This window comes from Nocardia sp. NBC_00416 (assembly GCF_036032445.1).
In the GTDB taxonomy this organism is placed as follows: Bacteria; Actinomycetota; Actinomycetes; order Mycobacteriales; family Mycobacteriaceae; genus Nocardia.
Genome location: NZ_CP107932.1, coordinates 5,752,579 through 5,768,864, shown reverse-complemented (window position 1 = coordinate 5,768,864; position 16,286 = coordinate 5,752,579). Strand labels below are relative to the sequence as shown.

At 65.3% G+C, this 16,286-nt stretch carries 20 protein-coding genes; 12 read left to right on the top strand and 8 right to left on the bottom strand.

Annotated features, from left to right (window positions below; genetic code table 11):
• Nucleotides 1-4 precede the first annotated feature (4 nt).
• From OG804_RS24970 to OG804_RS24960, 3 genes are all read right to left on the bottom strand, one after another.
• Nucleotides 5-769 (bottom strand): MlaE family ABC transporter permease, encoded by a 765-nt coding sequence (locus OG804_RS24970; RefSeq protein ID WP_328390447.1) that lies wholly within the window; start codon nt 767-769, stop codon nt 5-7.
• Between the two features lie 299 nt (nt 770-1,068).
• Nucleotides 1,069-1,974 carry a 3-oxoacyl-ACP reductase gene (locus tag OG804_RS24965; protein WP_328390445.1) on the bottom strand — a complete coding sequence of 302 codons (906 nt, stop codon included), beginning with the start codon at nt 1,972-1,974 and terminating at the stop codon, nt 1,069-1,071.
• 44 nt (nt 1,975-2,018) lie between these two features.
• Entirely contained in the window at nt 2,019-2,207 is a 189-nt protein-coding gene (locus OG804_RS24960) for a ferredoxin (RefSeq protein WP_030522901.1), read from the bottom strand.
• A 224-nt stretch (nt 2,208-2,431) separates the two neighbouring features.
• Here OG804_RS24960 and OG804_RS24955 point away from each other — a divergent pair, with 224 nt between their 5' ends.
• On the top strand, nt 2,432-3,625 hold the full coding sequence (locus OG804_RS24955; protein WP_328390442.1) for an acyl-CoA dehydrogenase family protein: 1,194 nt from the start codon (nt 2,432-2,434) through the stop codon (nt 3,623-3,625).
• Between the two features lie 26 nt (nt 3,626-3,651).
• Nucleotides 3,652-4,758: an acyl-CoA dehydrogenase family protein gene (locus OG804_RS24950; protein ID WP_328390440.1), complete on the top strand. Its 1,107-nt coding sequence runs from the start codon at nt 3,652-3,654 to the stop codon at nt 4,756-4,758.
• A gap of 152 nt (nt 4,759-4,910) precedes the next feature.
• On the opposite strand, the gene OG804_RS24945 is transcribed toward OG804_RS24950, so the two are convergent.
• Nucleotides 4,911-5,738 (bottom strand): SDR family NAD(P)-dependent oxidoreductase, encoded by an 828-nt coding sequence (locus tag OG804_RS24945; RefSeq protein ID WP_328390438.1) that lies wholly within the window; start codon nt 5,736-5,738, stop codon nt 4,911-4,913.
• A 72-nt stretch (nt 5,739-5,810) separates the two neighbouring features.
• On the opposite strand from OG804_RS24945, the gene OG804_RS24940 reads away from it, so the two are divergent.
• The 5 genes from OG804_RS24940 (at nt 5,811) to OG804_RS24920 (ending at nt 7,998) form a co-directional block, all read left to right on the top strand.
• Nucleotides 5,811-6,239, top strand: a complete 429-nt coding sequence (locus OG804_RS24940; RefSeq protein WP_328390436.1) for a winged helix-turn-helix transcriptional regulator — start codon at nt 5,811-5,813, stop codon at nt 6,237-6,239.
• Between the two features lie 211 nt (nt 6,240-6,450).
• Nucleotides 6,451-6,690: an AbrB/MazE/SpoVT family DNA-binding domain-containing protein gene (locus tag OG804_RS24935; RefSeq protein ID WP_327148618.1), complete on the top strand. Its 240-nt coding sequence runs from the start codon at nt 6,451-6,453 to the stop codon at nt 6,688-6,690.
• The gene (locus OG804_RS24930) at nt 6,680-7,117 is read left to right on the top strand and encodes a type II toxin-antitoxin system VapC family toxin (RefSeq protein ID WP_328390433.1); all 438 of its coding nucleotides are present in this window, start codon (nt 6,680-6,682) and stop codon (nt 7,115-7,117) included. The genes OG804_RS24935 and OG804_RS24930 overlap by 11 nt, the downstream gene beginning before the upstream one ends.
• A gap of 237 nt (nt 7,118-7,354) precedes the next feature.
• Nucleotides 7,355-7,594: a type II toxin-antitoxin system Phd/YefM family antitoxin gene (locus OG804_RS24925; RefSeq protein WP_328390431.1), complete on the top strand. Its 240-nt coding sequence runs from the start codon at nt 7,355-7,357 to the stop codon at nt 7,592-7,594.
• Nucleotides 7,594-7,998 (top strand): type II toxin-antitoxin system death-on-curing family toxin, encoded by a 405-nt coding sequence (locus tag OG804_RS24920; RefSeq protein ID WP_442941624.1) that lies wholly within the window; start codon nt 7,594-7,596, stop codon nt 7,996-7,998. Before OG804_RS24925 ends, OG804_RS24920 begins: the two co-directional genes overlap by 1 nt.
• Before the next feature lie 81 nt (nt 7,999-8,079).
• On the opposite strand, the gene OG804_RS24915 is transcribed toward OG804_RS24920, so the two are convergent.
• On the bottom strand, nt 8,080-9,726 hold the full coding sequence (locus OG804_RS24915; protein WP_328390429.1) for an acyl-CoA synthetase: 1,647 nt from the start codon (nt 9,724-9,726) through the stop codon (nt 8,080-8,082).
• A 62-nt stretch (nt 9,727-9,788) separates the two neighbouring features.
• Here OG804_RS24915 and OG804_RS24910 point away from each other — a divergent pair, with 62 nt between their 5' ends.
• Nucleotides 9,789-10,571, top strand: a complete 783-nt coding sequence (locus OG804_RS24910) for a crotonase/enoyl-CoA hydratase family protein (protein WP_328390427.1) — start codon at nt 9,789-9,791, stop codon at nt 10,569-10,571.
• Between the two features lie 162 nt (nt 10,572-10,733).
• On the opposite strand, the gene OG804_RS24905 is transcribed toward OG804_RS24910, so the two are convergent.
• Nucleotides 10,734-11,150, bottom strand: a complete 417-nt coding sequence (locus tag OG804_RS24905; RefSeq protein WP_328390425.1) for a VOC family protein — start codon at nt 11,148-11,150, stop codon at nt 10,734-10,736.
• Nucleotides 11,151-11,266: 116 nt separating this feature from the next.
• Entirely contained in the window at nt 11,267-11,854 is a 588-nt protein-coding gene (locus OG804_RS24900) for a hypothetical protein (RefSeq protein ID WP_328390423.1), read from the bottom strand.
• Between the two features lie 191 nt (nt 11,855-12,045).
• Here OG804_RS24900 and OG804_RS24895 point away from each other — a divergent pair, with 191 nt between their 5' ends.
• The 3 genes from OG804_RS24895 (at nt 12,046) to OG804_RS24885 (ending at nt 13,802) form a co-directional block, all read left to right on the top strand.
• Nucleotides 12,046-13,050, top strand: coding sequence for a sigma-70 family RNA polymerase sigma factor (locus OG804_RS24895; protein ID WP_328390421.1), 1,005 nt, complete (start codon nt 12,046-12,048; stop codon nt 13,048-13,050).
• 111 nt (nt 13,051-13,161) lie between these two features.
• Nucleotides 13,162-13,383: a FitA-like ribbon-helix-helix domain-containing protein gene (locus OG804_RS24890; RefSeq protein WP_328390419.1), complete on the top strand. Its 222-nt coding sequence runs from the start codon at nt 13,162-13,164 to the stop codon at nt 13,381-13,383.
• On the top strand, nt 13,380-13,802 hold the full coding sequence (locus OG804_RS24885) for a type II toxin-antitoxin system VapC family toxin (RefSeq protein WP_328390416.1): 423 nt from the start codon (nt 13,380-13,382) through the stop codon (nt 13,800-13,802). The genes OG804_RS24890 and OG804_RS24885 overlap by 4 nt, the downstream gene beginning before the upstream one ends.
• Before the next feature lie 369 nt (nt 13,803-14,171).
• Here the strand turns inward: OG804_RS24885 and OG804_RS24880 are convergent, their stop codons facing one another.
• Nucleotides 14,172-15,209, bottom strand: coding sequence for an LLM class F420-dependent oxidoreductase (locus OG804_RS24880; protein ID WP_328390414.1), 1,038 nt, complete (start codon nt 15,207-15,209; stop codon nt 14,172-14,174).
• A 61-nt stretch (nt 15,210-15,270) separates the two neighbouring features.
• Here OG804_RS24880 and OG804_RS24875 point away from each other — a divergent pair, with 61 nt between their 5' ends.
• Nucleotides 15,271-16,284, top strand: coding sequence for a Zn-ribbon domain-containing OB-fold protein (locus tag OG804_RS24875; protein WP_442941623.1), 1,014 nt, complete (start codon nt 15,271-15,273; stop codon nt 16,282-16,284).
• Nucleotides 16,285-16,286 lie beyond the last annotated feature (2 nt).

The following is a 16,286-nucleotide window of genomic DNA, read 5'->3' as shown; positions in this document are numbered from 1 at the left end:
CGTGTCACCGCACCGAGAATTTGATGCCGACGGTGGTGACCACGACGTTCACCACGAACAGCGCCATGAAGGCGAACACCACTGTCTGGTTCACCGCATCACCGACACTCTTGGGACCACCTTTGACGTTCAAACCCAGATAACAGGCGACCAGCCCCGCGATCAGGCCGAACAGGCCCGCTTTGACTTCGGAGATGATCAGTTCGGGCAGGTGGGTCAGCAGCGTGATGCCGTTGACGAACGCACCCGGGTTGACATCCTGCAGATAGACCGAGAAGAGGAACCCGCCCACGATGCCGATGGTGCACACCAGGCTGTTCAGCAGCAGCGCGACGAACATCGACGCCAGCACTCGGGGTACCACCAGCCGGTGGATGGGGTCGATGCCGAGCACCTTCATGGCGTCGATCTCTTCCCGGATGGTCCGAGCTCCGAGATCCGCGCAGATGGCGGTGGCGCCGGCCCCGGCCACGATGAGCACGGTGACGATCGGACCGACCTGGGTCACCGCACCGAAGGCCGCACCGGCGCCGCTGAGGTCGGCGGCGCCGATTTCGCGCAACAGGATGTTCAGCGTGAAGCTGACCAGCACGGTGAAGGGTATGGCCACCAGAAGTGTCGGCATGATGGACACCCGCGCGACGAACCACGACTGGTCGATGAATTCGCGCATCTGGAACGGCCGGCGGAAACTCGCCCGGGCCACCGATGCGGTGAGTTCGAAAAATCCGCCGACGGCCCGCAAAGGCACGGTAAGGACCTCGTTCATCCCGATCCTCCTTGCCTGACTACTGGTCCCGCTGGCGACAGCCTGGGAGACACCCCGGCGCACGCCCCGATAAGTAGAACACGTTCATTTCCTTTGGGGGCCATTTTTGAGGCTTCTGAACTGGAAACTTGCCACAATCCCAGACAGCGGGATTGAAACACGATTCATACGCCTTGAGCATCATTATGTGAGGCCGGGCACATGACGACCCCTCTGTTTACCAATGACTGGACGGTTGTTCAACTCTCACCGAGCGAGTTCCGGGCACGAGATCCCGGCACCCGCCCCGACAGGACTACTCAACCCAGTTCGTGCAGCGCCGTTGCAGAGAAGGTACGGCCTTCTTCGCGTTCGGCGAAGTAACCGGTCAGCGTGGTGGCCAGATCGTCACCTGACCATTGCGCGCCCACCGCGTCGAACCGCTCCTCGACCACCGGCGCCGCCATCAAGGCCACCATCGGGCCGTACACCACGAAGACCTGGCCGTTCACCCGGTCGGCAGCCGGGCTCGACAGATAGGCCACCAACCGTGCCACATGGTCGGGCGAGAGGGGGTCGACCTCCCCTTCGGGGGCCGCGCTGAACACCTGTTCGGTCATGGCGGTGCGCGCCCGCGGGCAGATGGCATTGACCCGGACACCGAAACGATTCAGTGCTCGCGAGGCCGAAAGAGTGAGGGCCGTGATCCCGGCTTTGGCCGCCGCGTAGTTGGCCTGCCCCTCCGGACCGAGCAGACCGGCTTCGGAAGAGGTGTTGACGATCCGGCCGTATACCGGCTCGCCGGCTTCCTTGGCTTTCGCTCGCCAATAGGCGCCGGCGTTGCGGGTCAGCAGGAAATGACCGCGCAGATGTACCGCGACGACCGCATCCCAGTCCTCGTCGGAGAGATTGAACAGCATCTTGTCCCGCGTGATACCCGCGTTGTTGACCACGACGTCCAGGCCACCGAAGGATTCGGTGGCAGCGCTGATCAACGCGTCGGCGGTGGACCGCTCGGCGACACTTCCGGCCACGAACTCGGCCTTCGCGCCGAGCGCCCGCACCTGTTCCAGCGTCTCGGCGACGGCGTCGGACTCGGCCAGGTCGTTGATCACGACCGAGGCCCCGGCTGCGGCCAGGGCGAGCGCTTCGGCTCTGCCGAGGCCCGCACCCGCTCCGGTCACGATCGCAACTCGCCCGGCAAGGCCGGTATCTATATCGCTCACCGGGCCGACTCTAGAACGTGTTCTTATTCACGGCAAGAGCCGATTCACAGCAACCGCAATGCCGCTTTCGGGCATTGCGCCACCGCCTCGGCGACTTGCGACTCCTGATCGGGCGCGACCTCGCCCTCGGCGACGTGCAGCATGTCCTCGTCATCGAGTTCAAAGACGTCGGGAGCGATTCCCGCGCAGATTCCATTCGCTTCGCACTGATCGAAGTCAACGCTGACCTTCATCGAAACTCCTTTTTCCGCCCAGTGACCGAAGCCTAACAAGCGACGGCCGCCGACACGGGCGACATGGGCTGATTACCCTTCAATACTGGAACATGTTTCAGTGCATATGCAATGATCGGAGCAAGGTATCGGTGATCCATTCCGCGCTCCGAGAGGGTGAGCGCGGCGCGATCCGACGTCCAGCCCATCTCCAACCCCGTAGAACGAAGGCTCGAGGTACCGCTATGCGCATTGCGTATACCCCGGAACATGAACAGCTACGCGCCGAGTTGCGTGAATACTTCGCTCGTCTGATCACCCCCGAACGGCGGGCGGCGCTCAGCTCGCAGACCGGCGAGTACGGCCAGGGCAATGTGTACCGCGAGGTCGTCGCGGAAATGGGCCGCGACGGCTGGCTGGCCCTGGGCTGGCCCGAGGAGTTCGGCGGCCAGAACCGGCCCATGCTGGATCAGCTGATCTTCACCGACGAAGCCGCCATCGCGGGCGCTCCGGTGCCGTTCCTGACCGTCAACTCGGTGGCGCCCACGATCATGCACTACGGCAGTGCGGAGCAGAAGAAATTCTTCCTGCCCAAGATCGCCGCCGGTGAGCTGCACTTCGCCATCGGTTACTCCGAACCCGGCGCGGGTACCGACCTGGCCAGTCTGCGCACCACCGCGGTCCGCGACGGCGACGACTATGTGATCAACGGCCAGAAGATGTGGACCAGTCTCATCGCCTACGCCGACTACGTCTGGCTGGCGGTGCGCACCGACCCCACCGCCAAGAAACACAAGGGCATCAGCATGCTGATCGTGCCCACCACGGCCGAGGGCTTCTCCTGGACCCCGGTGCACACCATGGCCGGCCCGGATACCAGCGCCACCTACTACCAGGACGTACGGGTCCCGGTGACCTCGCTCGTGGGTCCGGAGAACGGCGGCTGGCCGCTGGTCACCAACCAGCTCAACCACGAGCGCGTCGCCCTGACCTCCGCCGCCGCACTCCAGCTGGCACTGGCCCAGACGACCGCGTGGGCGAAGGCGACGAAGGCCGCGGACGGGGCCCGGATCTTCGATCGCGAATGGGTCCAGCTGAACCTGGCGCGGGTGCACGCCAAGGTCGAATATCTGAAGCTCATGAACTGGGAGATCGCCAGCCGGGCCGATGCCGGGGGCGACGCCGCGCCCCGGCCGTGGGACGCGTCGGCGTGCAAGGTGTACGGGACCGAACTGTCGACCGAGGCCTACCGCCTGCTCATGGAGGTGCTCGGACCGCAGGCCTCGCTGCGGCAGGACTCCCCCGGTTCGGTGCTGCGCGGCCGGCTCGAGCGGATGCACCGCGCGGCCCTGATCCTCACCTTCGGCGGCGGCACCAACGAGGTGCAGCGCGACATCATCGCCATGACCGCCCTGAAGCAGCCCGCCTCCGGCCGCTGACCTCAGCCCGATTCCAGGAGTTCATCATGGATTTCACCCCCACCGAAGCCCAGTCGGACCTGGCCCGGCTCACCGGCGAGGTCTGCGACAAATTGGTCACCGCCGATCGCCTGCGCGAACTGGACGGCGGGACGGCCAAGTTCGACGAACCGCTGTGGAAATCGCTCAGCGAGACCGGCGTGCTCGCCGCCGCCCTGTCCGAGGACGTAGGCGGGAACGGTTTCGGCTCGCTCGAACAGACCGCGATCCTGCGCGAACTCGGCAAAGCTGTCGCGGCGGTGCCCTACCTGTGGTCGATCGTGCTGGGTGCGGGCGCGCTGGCCGAGTTCGGGTCGGCAGAACAGAAGAAGCTCGCGGCCGACGCCGGTGCGGGATCGGCGATCCTGACCGTGGCGCTGGCCGAGGAACACAACTGGGAACCGGCCCGCCCCACCACGACCGCCACCGAAGCGGGCGGCGGCTGGCGGGTCAACGGCACCAAAACCACCGTCCCGGTGGCCGAACGCGCCGCACGAATCCTGGTGCCCGCCTCGGTATCCGGAGTCACGGCGATCTTCCTGGTCGACCCCTCGGCCGAATCCGTCACTGTGACCGCCCAGCAGGTGACCGACCGCAGCGCGGAATCCCTCGTCGAATTCACCGACGCCCCGGCCGAACTGCTCGGCACCGTCGACGACGGCGCCCGGATCCTGAACTGGTTGCTCGACCGCGCCTGGCTCGGCCTGGCCGCCTTCCAGCTGGGCACCCTGGAACGGTCGCTGGACCTGGTCGCCGGTTATGCCCGCGAGCGTGAACAGTTCGGCCGCGCGGTCGGCAGCTTCCAGGCAGTGGCCCAGCGGCTGTCCGACAGCTACATCAGCCTCCAGGGTCTGCGACTGACAGTCACCCAGGCCGCCTGGCAGCTCGCCGAAGGCCTGGACGCGACCGGGGCGGTGCACACGGCGAAGTTCTGGGCCGCGGACGCGGGCCACCAGGTCGCCCACACGCTGGTTCACGTGCACGGCGGCGTAGGGATCGACCGCGACCATATCGTGCACAACTATTTCACCGCCGCCACACGCAACGAGTTCGCCCTCGGCGGGGCCACGAACCACCTACTCCCCCTGGCGCAGTTCGTGCCCGAATCGGCCTAGATTCCCGGTGTCGGTCGGCGGACTTCACCTGCCGGCCGGCACTGGTGGCCCATCTCGGCGGCGGAAATCCTGCCGGACGTGGACCGGTCGGCCATGGCGGTTGAGCCCTCGAGGGGATTTCACTGTGTCGCCTCCACCGGCAAGCACGCATCTCAGGGACGCGCTGCCAACAGGTCCGCGGTGAGTTCGGCGAGGCGGCGGGCGGCGCCCTGGTCGAGAGTGGGCAACGACAAGTCCAGCGAGCGGCCACGATCGATCGCGCTCAATGGTTGCGTGGGTGGCGCGTCCACGAAATCGTGGATCGGGCGGATCGACGCGCTCACGGGTCGCGCGGCGATCGCGGCGAGCGACCGGATGACATTCCTGGCGAGGAAATTCAGCGGAGACAGATCGCCGCTCTTGGTGAACCCCGGGTGGTACAGAACGAACCTGATCTCCCCACCGTGCTGTTCGGCAAAGGACACCCCCAGCAGGTCATTGGCGCGCCCGGCCTGCAACTGGGCGCCAACCATGCTGTAGCCGTGAGTCAGCTGCGGGTCCGCCCAGTCGATCGCGCCTTTCGTGACGCCGACCCCCGCCACACTCACGATCACCGGCCGCACACTGCGTTCCAGCAGCGGCACCAGCCCGTGCGAGAGCAGATACCGGCTCAGATAGTAGAGCGCGAAGGTGTGCTCGAAGCCTTCCGCGGTCTGTCTCCGCTTCGGGAGGGTCCGGTTGGCGAACAGCAGCAGGGCGTCCACGGCCCGATGGGATCCCGCGATCTCACCGACCACCCGCTCCACCTCCGCGACCGAGCTCAGATCGGCGCGCAAGAAGTGCAGTCGATCCACGTCCGACCCGGCGGCGGCCTGCAACAAATCACCCTTTGCCGGATTGCTGCCTATCGCCACGACCCGATCGCCCCGGACGAGCCGCTCCAGCGCGAACGCCCGCCCCATACCATCGGTAGCGCCACTGACAACAATGGTTCTCGACATCGCACCTCCGTTTGATCTGCCTGTCGTCTCCATCCTCGGCAGCGGCAATGGAACCCGAAAGAAGGCACTTCTATGTTCCTGGCCCCCACCCAGGTGCCCTCCTTCGCCACGGCGGATCTCCCCGCCCCGGTACCCAGCGCGGAATACCGGGCCTGCCCGGTAACCGATATCGTCCGGCTCCTCGGCGATAAATGGACCCTGCTGGTGCTCGCGCTGCTGGCCCGGCGGCGCTACCACTACAACGAGTTGCACCGCGCGATCGAGGGCATCAGCCGCCGTATGCTGACCCGCACCCTGCGCTCCCTGGAGTCCGACGGCCTGATCGACCGCACGGTTCATCCGACCGTCCCGCCCGTCGTCGAATACGGCCTCACTCCCCTGGGCGAAACCCTGCTGGATCCGCTCTCGGCCCTGGCCGGGTGGGCCGTGGACAATGCCGGAGATATCGCCACCGCCCGCCGCACCTTCGCCGACGCCCACGACAACCAGGCCCCGCGATAGACCGATCGACCGACAGACCGTACCCGCCCGAGTCGTCAGGTCCGCCTATTCAAGGCGGCGCCACTGCTCGAACTTTGTCAGCTGTGCCGCGATGTTCGGCAGTCGATCCGTCCTCGACCCGGAATCTGCCTGATCTGTGACTTCGCCGAGCAGTAGAATCACCGTGCGTAGTATTACGTAGTACACGTATTACGTATGACAGGAGCAGTCCGTGATACTCAACAGCAAAGGCCAGGTCACCATCCCCTCGTCGTTACGCGCGAAGTTCAATCTCCGCGAAGGAGACGACGTCGAGGTGATCGAGGTCGATGGTGCGCTTCGGATCGTTCGCAGCGATAACGCCCCCACTCGCGGCCAGAGACTGGTCGATCGAATGCGTGGCACGGCCGACAGCAAAGAGATCGAGGGTATGAGCACCGACGAAATCATGGAATTGCTTCGTGGCGACTAACTTGCGCCCGATCGGAGGTCCGACGACCCTGGTCGACTCCTGCGTTCTGCTCGACATACTGACCGATGACAAGAACTGGTCGCAGTGGTCGGCCGAAAGACTCAGCGAGGCAGTCGACTCCGGCCGCGTAGTGATCAATCCGATCGTGTACGCCGAAGTATCGGTCGGATACGAAACAGTCGAAGTGCTGGACAGTTTGCTTCCGACCGGGGATTTCGTCCGGGAGCCACTTCCCTACCGGGCCGGCTTCCTGGCCGGCAAGGCCTATCAACGCTATCGGCGAAACGATGGTACGAAACGCTCACCCATGCCCGACTTCTATATCGGTGCGCACGCGGCCATAGCAGGCTACCGGCTGCTGACTCGGGACGAGCAACGCTTCAAGGGTTACTTCCCCACCGTGGACCTGATCGTTCCGAAGCGGTGAGCGAAGACCGTACAGCGCTCAGGCGAGCCTTCGATTCAGCTCGGCACTGACCGCCAGAACATGATCAGCCGCCCGATCGAACAGCCGCGAGCGCTCGTCTGCAGTATTCGGCACCGCGTCTTGGGTCAGCACCGGACGCAGTCGTCCGGAGAAGCGCCCGCCCGTGGTCGCGTGGAGACTTCCCGATGCAATCAGAATTTTTGTACGTATTTCTATCTGATCCGTACAATCCTCCGTATGACTGCATTGCCCGAATCCGATCCCTGGGAACTACCGGTCAGCGAGGCCCGCGAAAAACTCGCTGAGGTGATCGCGGCGGCCGAAGGCGGGCGGGTCGTTCACCTCACCCGTCATGGCCGGCGGGTCGCGGCAGTCGTCCCCGAAGCAATGGCCGAGACGGCAGACCACCAGGTCCGTGAGTTGTCGAAACGGTTCACCACCAGACACCGCGCACTGCTCGACAGATTGGCCGAATAGTGGACGGCCTCTACTACCTGTCCGCGGCCGATCTGCGCGCGATTGCCGCAGATGTGGCCCCCGGTTTCAAAGTCCGAGATCCCGGGCTTCTCGAATCGGCCGCCGCTCGGCCCCGCACTACCGTGTTCGGCGTCGACGCGTATCCGACTATCTGGGAGAAGGCCGCCGCGTTACTGCACTCGGTGGCCAAGAACCACCCGTTGATCGACGGCAACAAGCGGCTCGCAATAGCCGCCGCGGCAATTTTCCTGGCACGTAACGGCGTGGACATCGACGGTCTGGACGAAGATCTCGCGTACGACCTCATGATCGCCGTAGCGACGAGTGAGCTCGACGAAGTCCCGGATATCGCGGAGCAGCTCGGAAAAGCCGTCGGCAGATCGCCTGCGGAATCGACTGAATAGGCCCGAACTCGGATACGGCACACGCGCGTGACCGAGGGCCTGCCGGTTTCCACGACGGCAGGCCCTCGGATGCCGGATCTGTCAGGAAGCGTTACCCGTCGACCCGTGTTCGTCGGCGTCGCGCTCCTCGGTCTGCGCCTTGGCCCACTTGTAGTCGGGCTTACCCGCCGGCGACCGCTTGATCTCGTCGACGAACCACAGGCTGCGCGGCAGCTTGTAGGAGGAGATCTCCTGGGTCAGCACCGGACGCAGTTCCTCCAGGGTGGGACGGTTCGCGCCGCGACACTGCACCACGGCCGCCACCCGCTGACCCCAGCGCTCGTCCGGGACGCCGACCACCAGCGCGTCGAAGACCTCGGGATGGCATTTCAGGGCCCCCTCGACCTCTTCGGGGTAGATCTTCTCGCCGCCGCTGTTGATGCTCACCGAACCGCGCCCGAGCATGGTGACGGTGCCGTCCTCCTCGACCCGCGCCCAGTCGCCGGGGATGGAGTAGCGGACGCCGTCGTATTCCTTGAATGTCGCCGCGGTTTTCACCGGGTCGTTGTAGTACCCGATCGGGATATGACCCTTGCGCGCGAGCACACCGGTCCGACCGGAGCCCGGGACGACCGGCTTTCCGTCCTCGTCGATGACCGCGGTGGAGGCGTCGATCTTCACCCGGGGACCGCCGGTGTGGGTGGCGCCCTTGGCGGCGATCGAGATGCCGCCGAAACCGGTTTCCGACGATCCGATGGAATCGGTGATGACGGTGTTGGGCAGGAGATCGATGAACTCGTCCTTGAGCGTCGGCGAGAACAGCGCGGCGCTGCTGGCCATCGCCCACAGGTTCGCGTGCTGGTAGGGCTCCCCGGTTTCGGGGTTACCGGCCTTGAGCGCGTCCATCATGGGCCGGGCCATGGCGTCACCGGTGATGAAGATCAGGTTGATGGCGTGGCGGTCGATGGCCTGCCACACACCGTCCCCGCTGAATTCCGGGAGCATGACGGTCTTTCCACCGTCGAACAGGCCGTGGAAGACCGCCGTTTGCGAACCGCCGTGGATCAGCGGCGGAATCGGGTAACGCACCATTTGCCCGCCGGCCGCACCCGTCTTGGCCTGCTGCCATTCGTCCTGGACGTATTCGCCGGTCATGAAGTTGATACCGCCGCCGAGAACCCGCCACCAGTCCTCGTGCCGCCACATCACGCCCTTGGGCAGTCCGGTGGTGCCGCCGGTGTAGAGCATGAAGACGTCGTCGTTGGACCGATCGCCGAAATCGCGCTCGCCCGACGATTCCGCCAGTGCCGCTTCGTAATCCACCGCATCCGCGGGCGTGGCGGTGTCGGTACCGTCGTCGACGATCAGCACCGCTTTCAGATGCGGAACCCTGGACCGGATGTTCACCACCTTGTCGGTGTAGCGGCGCTCGTGGATGAGCGCCACCATGTCCGAATTTTCGAAGATGTACTGCAACTCGTTCTCGACGTAGCGGAAGTTGACGTTGACCATCACCGCCCGCGCTTTGAAGACCGCCACCATGGCCTCCACGGCCTCGATGGTGTTGCGCGAGTAGATACCCACCTTGTCACCCGGCTGGACACCGTGTTCCAGCAGGTAGTGCGCCAGCCGGTTCGCTCGGTCCTCCAACTGGGCGAAGGTGATCGAGCGGTGGTCGTCAGCCAGCGCAACCCGGTCCGGCACAAGGTCGATAGTGTGTTCGACGAGGTCGGCTATGTTGTACGTCACAAGGTCAAAAATAGAACGTGTTACTGTTTCTTGCAAGGGTCCGAGTAACAGGAGAAACAACGATGCCTCAATGCCTCGTCGAGAAGCGCGGCCATGTCCTCATCGTCACCATGAACCGCCCCGAGGCGCGCAACGCGCTCTCTGCCGAGATGATGGCGATCATGCGCGACGCGTGGGATCAGGTCGACAGTGATCCGGAAATCCGGGTCGCGATTCTGACCGGGGCGGGCGGGGCCTTCTGCGCCGGCGCCGACCTCAAGGGCATGACCCAGCAGCATCCTGGTGATTCGTTCGCGGGCGGCGGCTGGGATCTGTCCAAGATCGAGGCGCTGCTCAAGGGCCGGCGGCTCACCAAACCGCTGATCGCGGCCGTCGAGGGCGCGGCCATCGCCGGCGGAACCGAGATCCTGCAGGGCACCGATATCCGGGTCGCGGGCGAAAGCGCCAAGTTCGGGGTGTCCGAGGCACGCTGGGGACTCTTCCCGCTGGGCGGTTCCGCGGTCCGGCTGGTCCGTCAGGTCCCCTACACCGTCGCCGCCGATATTCTGCTGACCGGCCGGCATCTGAGCGCCGCCGAGGCCAAGGACATCGGTCTCATCGGCCATGTGGTGCCAGACGGCCAGGCACTCGACAAGGCCCTCGAACTCGCCGACCTCATCGCGGCCAACGGCCCGCTCGCGGTGCAGGCGATCCTGCAGACCATCCGCGACAGCGAATGCGTCCCCGAGGAAGAGGCCTTTCAGATCGACGCCAAACTCGGTATGGCGGTTTTTCAGTCCGCCGATGCCAAGGAGGGCCCGAAGGCATTCAAGGAGAAGCGCAAGCCGAACTTCAGCGGCAAATAGGAGACGGATTCGGCGGGTGGCGCGTCCGGTACGCCCCGTTCGGCAATGGCGAGCCCGGTGGGGGCATCCGGCCGTACCACCCCCGAAGCCACGAAAGCCCCGGTCGGCGATCTCGAAGTTCCGATGATCGCCGACCGGGGTTTTCGCGTAGGTTCGGTGCGCCTACGCGCCGGGGTAATTCATGTAGAACGGCTCCCACTGGTGCCCGTCGGGGTCCAGGAAGGTCCGGCCGTGCATCCCGACCTGCGCCTCCTGTGCCTGCTTATCGTTATTGATCTCCTCGGTACCACCCGCGGCGACCGCGGCCGCGGTCAGCCGGTCGACTTCCTCGGCACTACCCAGCGACAGCGCGTAGGCGGCGCCGGTGGCGGCCCGGGTATCGGCGATCGGGCGTCGGCTGAAAACACCGAAATGCTCGTGGGTGAGCAGCATCAGGCAGATATTGTCGTCGACCACGATGCAGGCGGCGTTGTCGTCGGTGAAATCGTCGTTGACCTTCCAACCGAGCGCCTCGTAGAAATTCTTGGAACGTCCCAGGTCGGTGACGGGTAGGTTCACGAAAATCATCTTGCTGCTCACGGTCTCGGTCCTCTCGAAGTGGTGGTCTGTGTTCGCCGGCTGCAAACGTTCAGACGCGGACCGAGCCGGGAAATCATCGGTGGGTGGCCGAATCCCCCGGACCACCGCGACGACGGTTAGGGCTGAGCTGGTCGAACCTCGCTCGCTTTCGCGTATTTTCCGTGACTGCCTTCACCGATGCGCCACTTCACCGGCATGCCGGGGGTGATCAGCTGTTCGTCGCCCTGGAACTGCCAGAGGGAAAACCATACGTCGCCGGACCTGCTCGCGATCAGGCCGTCGTAGCTGTGCGGGAGCCACCACCGGACCACACCGTCGAGATCTGGATCGGGATCCTTTGCCTTCTCGACCTGCCCGTACGGGATCGAACCGCCCGGCCCCTGCCATCCGCCTTCGGTAGGGAGCAACGGTTGGTCCCCACCCGCCGGGTCCGCGGGCCAGATCTTTCCGCTACGGGCCAGGATGTCGTCGTGGATGTCCCGGGCCAGTGCCCACGCCACACTGCTCGGGGTGTGCCCACCAGAGGTGCAGCCGAAGAGGATGTTCAAGGCGGGGACGGTGAATTCAATTCTCCACGCCGGTGGGGAAGGTAGTCGGAGAAGGTGCTCGGGGACGGTTTCGTCGATGTGCACCTCGAAGCCGAGAGCCGACTCGATATCGGCCGCCAGTAGGTCGGCGCCCCGCCTCGACATCTCCTGATTCATGTACCTATTCTGCCGAGCGCAGCCACTTCGGAATGCGTCCTCACCGCGCGCCATCGCTCCCGTCTACTCCCCTGCCGAACGGGACCGACAATGTGACTTCTGGGCCTGGTGAGAAACCTGTGCCGCCGAGGCGAAAACAACGTGTTTCATCCTCTGTTCACGTGTCGGTGCGCTGTGCCACAGTGGCACCCATGAGCGAGCAGACCGGCACCGTCGATGCCGATGTCCTGAGATCTTTCGAGGCGCACAGACGCGAACTCTGCGCCTACGCCTACCGCATGCTGGGGTCGTCCTTCGAAGCCGAGGACGCCGTCCAGGATGCGTTCACCCGCGCCTGGAAGTCCTACGACTCCTTCGAGGGCAGGGCCAGCCTGCGGTCCTGGCTCTACAAGATCACCACCAATATCTGCCTCGATATGCTCGACGGCCCGCAGCGCCGCGCCCGGCCGATGGATCTGTCCGGCGCCTCCACTCCGGACAGACCGCTGCCGCCCCCTCAGCCGGATTACGTCTGGGTTGAGCCCATCCCCAATTCGCTCGCCTTCGGCGCCGATCCCGCCGAGCATGCCAGCGCGAAGGATTCCCTGCGCCTGGCCTTCGTCGCCGCCTGCCAGCATCTGCCCGCCACGCAGCGCGCCATTCTGATCATGCGCGAGGTACTGCGCTTCTCGGCCAACGAAACCGCCGAAGCCCTCACCATGAGCACCGCGTCGGTGAACAGCGCCCTGCAGCGGGCCCGCGCCACCATGAGCAAGGTCAAACCCGCCGAGACCGACAGCTTCGACGAGGCCGACGAAGAGCAGCGCAAGCTCGTCGCGGACTTCGTGACGGCATTCGAGTCCTACGATATGGACGCGCTCACCACGCTGCTGAAAAGCGACGTGGCGCTGTCCATGCCGCCCTTCGATCTCTGGATCTCCGGCCCGGAGAACGTCGCGGCCTTCATGCTGGGTACGGGTGCGGCCTGCCGCGATTCCCGGCTGGTCCCGCTCTCCGGCGCCAACGGACATCCTGCGTTCGGCCATTACAAGCCGAGCGGCGAACCCGGCCGCTGGGTCCCGTGGTCCATCACGGTGCTGGAAATGCAGGACGGCGTGATCGCGGGCCTGAACTTCTTCCTGGACACCGAGCGGCTTTTCCCGCTGTTCGATCTGCCGCCGGAATGGATAGAGGAGCCGGTAGGCGAACCGGCCTGAAAGGCTCAGGCCGGCGGTATCGATCGCCGGCTGGGCGGGGAATCGGAGCTTCTGGCCGTAACCCACAGTCGATCGTGACACCACAATGCAATCATTGCTAGCATTGATTGCGTGGCAACGATAACGATCCGCGACTTGGACAAGGACGTCAAGGAACGCCTGCGCAGACGAGCGGCCGCGCATGGACGAAGCATGGAGGCCGAAGCCCGGGACATACTCGCCGCAGCGGTGCGCCCGAAACGGCTGTTGCACGAGCTCTACGAGCGCAGTCGGCCCTACGCAGCCGAGCTGGACATCCCGGAGCAGCCCGAGGCGGGGGCTGCACAGCTGTGATCATCGCCGATACCAATGTCGTGTCCGAGCTGTTCAAGCCCACGCCCGACAACCACGTGCTCACCTGGCTGGAGGAATCCGACGACATCACGATCAGCACAGTGACCATCGGCGAGATCTGGGCAGGCATCGAGAATCTACCGGAGGGATCCCGCAGGGCGGGCCTGGCCACCTTGGCGACGGACCTGTTCGACGAATTCGGTGACGAGGTCGAACCCTACGATTTCCGTGCCGCACGTATCTACGGTCGGATTGTCGCCGAACGTCGTCGCCGAGGCCGGCCGATCGGGTATGCGGATGCACAGATTGCCGCGATCTGCCTCGCTAACGACTGCCCGGTAGCAACCCAGAACGTCAAGGATTTCACCGATCTGGGTCTCGCCATCCTCAATCCCTGGGAAACGACCGAGGCTCACTGAATCGGCGTCGAACGTTCGAAGTGCGGGTGGAGTCGGCGTGCCCGGACGTTAGCTGGTGGGCAGTCGGCCGCGCCAGATCTGGATGCTGCATATCGTTCTTGGAGTGCACTCGGCCGGCCGCGGACGGCCATCGGCGCTACCGCTTCCTCACCCATTACGCCGACAATCCCACGGCACGGTCCGAACTCGGGACCGCGCGCTCACTCGACCGGTGGTGCGCCGTGCTGGACCGACGACCGTCGATACCGGACTGATTCTCGGTTCTCGATTCGGCAACGCCGACGCACCGCGCGGCAACGCTTCAGGTGCCAACCCGCTACCCGCCGGGCTGCGGCGGGTAGCGGTAGAGCGCATTTTCTGAAACAAGTTCTACGGTGCGACGAGTGGCGCCAAACGCTTCAGTTGCGCCACGTCCGGCACCGAGACCAAAAGCATGGTGACACCGGCGGCCTCCCAGACTCCGATCTGCTCGCGAACCTGGGACTCGTTGCCGATGATCGCGGTCTCCAGTACCAGCTCGTCCGGTACGACGGCCGCGGCCTCGGCCTTACGACCCGCCTGGAAGAGGCGGCCGATCTCGTCGACCTCCTTCTCGTAGCCCATCCGGCGGTACACCTGGGCATGGAAATTGAGCTCGGGCGCCCCCATCCCGCCGATGTAGAGCGAGGTGATCCAGCGCATGCGTTCGATCTCGGCCGCCGGATCGTCGGTGATTATCACCTGCGCGGTGGCGGCGATCTCGAAATCCTCCCGCGAACGCCGGGCACCCGGCCGCGCGAAGCCCTCGTCCAGCCATTCGTTGTACACATCCGCCATGCGGGGCGTGTAGTAGATGGCCAGCCAGCCGTCGGCGATCTCGGCGGTGAGGGCGACGTTCTTCGGCCCTTCCGCGCCCAGCCAGATCGGCAGATCCGCACGTAGCGGGTGGGTTATCGGCTTGAGCGGCTTACCCAGACCGGTCGCGCCGGGGCCGTTGTACGGCAATGGATAGTTCGGCCCGTCGTTGACCACCGGCCCCTGCCGGGCCAGCACCTTGCGCACGATATCGACATATTCACGGGTGCGCTGCAACGGTTTGGCAAACGGCTGGCCGTACCAGCCCTCCACCACCTGCGGACCGGAGACGCCGAGGCCCAGGATCGCCCGGCCGCCGCTGAGATGGTCGAGGGTCAGCGCGTGCATCGCCGTCGCGGTGGGGGTGCGCGCCGACAGCTGCACCACCGAGGTGCCCAGCCGCACCCGCTCCGTCGCCGACCCCCACCAGGCCAGCGGGGTGAAGGCGTCCGACCCCCAGGACTCGGCGGCGAACACCGCGTCGAACCCGGCTTCCTCGGCCGCGACCACGACCTCGGCGGCATGTTCCGGCGGTCCCGCGCTCCAATATCCGAGCTGCAATCCGAACTTCACATCCGACCCCTTTCCGGCCAACTGCTTGCCAGCAGAATAAGAACCTGTTCTACTCGATATCGTGACTCAGGGGAATACTGCACCCACGGTAATTACGCAGGAACGCCCGCCGGGACTGAAACCGAGCGATGTGCTCAGTGCGCCCCTGCGGATGCAGTTCGACTACACGCGTTCCGTCGGGCCCACCATCGGCAAGTTCCTGACCGGGCTCCGCGAGCGCCGCATCTTCGGCAACCGCGGTTCCGACGGCCGGGTACTGGTACCGCCGGCCGAATACGACCCGGTGACCGCCGAACCGCTCTCGGAATTCGTCGAGGTCGCCTCGACAGGCACCGTGAAGTCCTGGAGCTGGGTCCGCGACCCGCTCCCGGACCAGCCCTTCGACCGGCCGTTCGCGTACGCGCTGATCCAGCTGGACGGCGCCGACACCGCCCTGCTGCACGCGGTGGATGTGCAGTCCCCGGAGCAGATCAGCACCGGTATGCGCGTGACGGCCCGCTGGGCCGGGGAGACCACCGGCACCATCCACGACATCGCCTGCTTCGAGCCCGGTGACACCCCGACGGCCGACCCGGCCCCGGCATCGGACGCCGAACCGGTCACGATGATCACCACGCCGATCGCGATGGATTACAAGCACACCGCGTCCCCCGAGGAGACCGCCTTCCTGCGCGGTTTGAAGGAGGGCAAGCTCATCGGCGGTCGTGCCGACGCGAACAGCAAGGTGTACTTCCCGCCGCGCGGCGTCGACCCGGTCGACGGACGCTCCACCGCCGATATGGTCGAGCTGGCCCATACGGGCATCGTCACCACCTTCTGCATCGTGAACGTGCCGTTCCAGGGTCAGCGGATCAAACCACCCTATGTGGCCGCGTACGTGCTGATCGACGGCGCGGATATCCCCTTCCTGCACCTGGTGCTCGGCTGTGAGGCCACCGAAGTACGGATGGGTATGCGGGTCAAGGTGGTCTGGAAGCCCCGCGAGGAGTGGGACTTCACGATGGCCAATATCGACCACTTCGAGCCGACCGGCGAGCCGGATGCCGATTACGACACCTACAAGCATCACCTGTGAGA

What these genes read in the sequence shown, in the direction of transcription:
- OG804_RS24970 (WP_328390447.1), bottom strand. Translation starts at nt 769, where the DNA reads ATGAACGAGGTCCTTACCGTGCCTTTGCGGGCCGTCGGCGGATTTTTC.
- OG804_RS24960 (WP_030522901.1), bottom strand. Translation starts at nt 2,207, where the DNA reads ATGAAGGTCAGCGTTGACTTCGATCAGTGCGAAGCGAATGGAATCTGC.
- OG804_RS24955 (WP_328390442.1), top strand. Translation starts at nt 2,432, where the DNA reads ATGCGCATTGCGTATACCCCGGAACATGAACAGCTACGCGCCGAGTTG.
- OG804_RS24950 (WP_328390440.1), top strand. Translation starts at nt 3,652, where the DNA reads ATGGATTTCACCCCCACCGAAGCCCAGTCGGACCTGGCCCGGCTCACC.
- OG804_RS24945 (WP_328390438.1), bottom strand. Translation starts at nt 5,738, where the DNA reads ATGTCGAGAACCATTGTTGTCAGTGGCGCTACCGATGGTATGGGGCGG.
- OG804_RS24940 (WP_328390436.1), top strand. Translation starts at nt 5,811, where the DNA reads ATGTTCCTGGCCCCCACCCAGGTGCCCTCCTTCGCCACGGCGGATCTC.
- OG804_RS24925 (WP_328390431.1), top strand. Translation starts at nt 7,355, where the DNA reads ATGACTGCATTGCCCGAATCCGATCCCTGGGAACTACCGGTCAGCGAG.
- OG804_RS24910 (WP_328390427.1), top strand. Translation starts at nt 9,789, where the DNA reads ATGCCTCAATGCCTCGTCGAGAAGCGCGGCCATGTCCTCATCGTCACC.
- OG804_RS24900 (WP_328390423.1), bottom strand. Translation starts at nt 11,854, where the DNA reads ATGAATCAGGAGATGTCGAGGCGGGGCGCCGACCTACTGGCGGCCGAT.
- OG804_RS24895 (WP_328390421.1), top strand. Translation starts at nt 12,046, where the DNA reads ATGAGCGAGCAGACCGGCACCGTCGATGCCGATGTCCTGAGATCTTTC.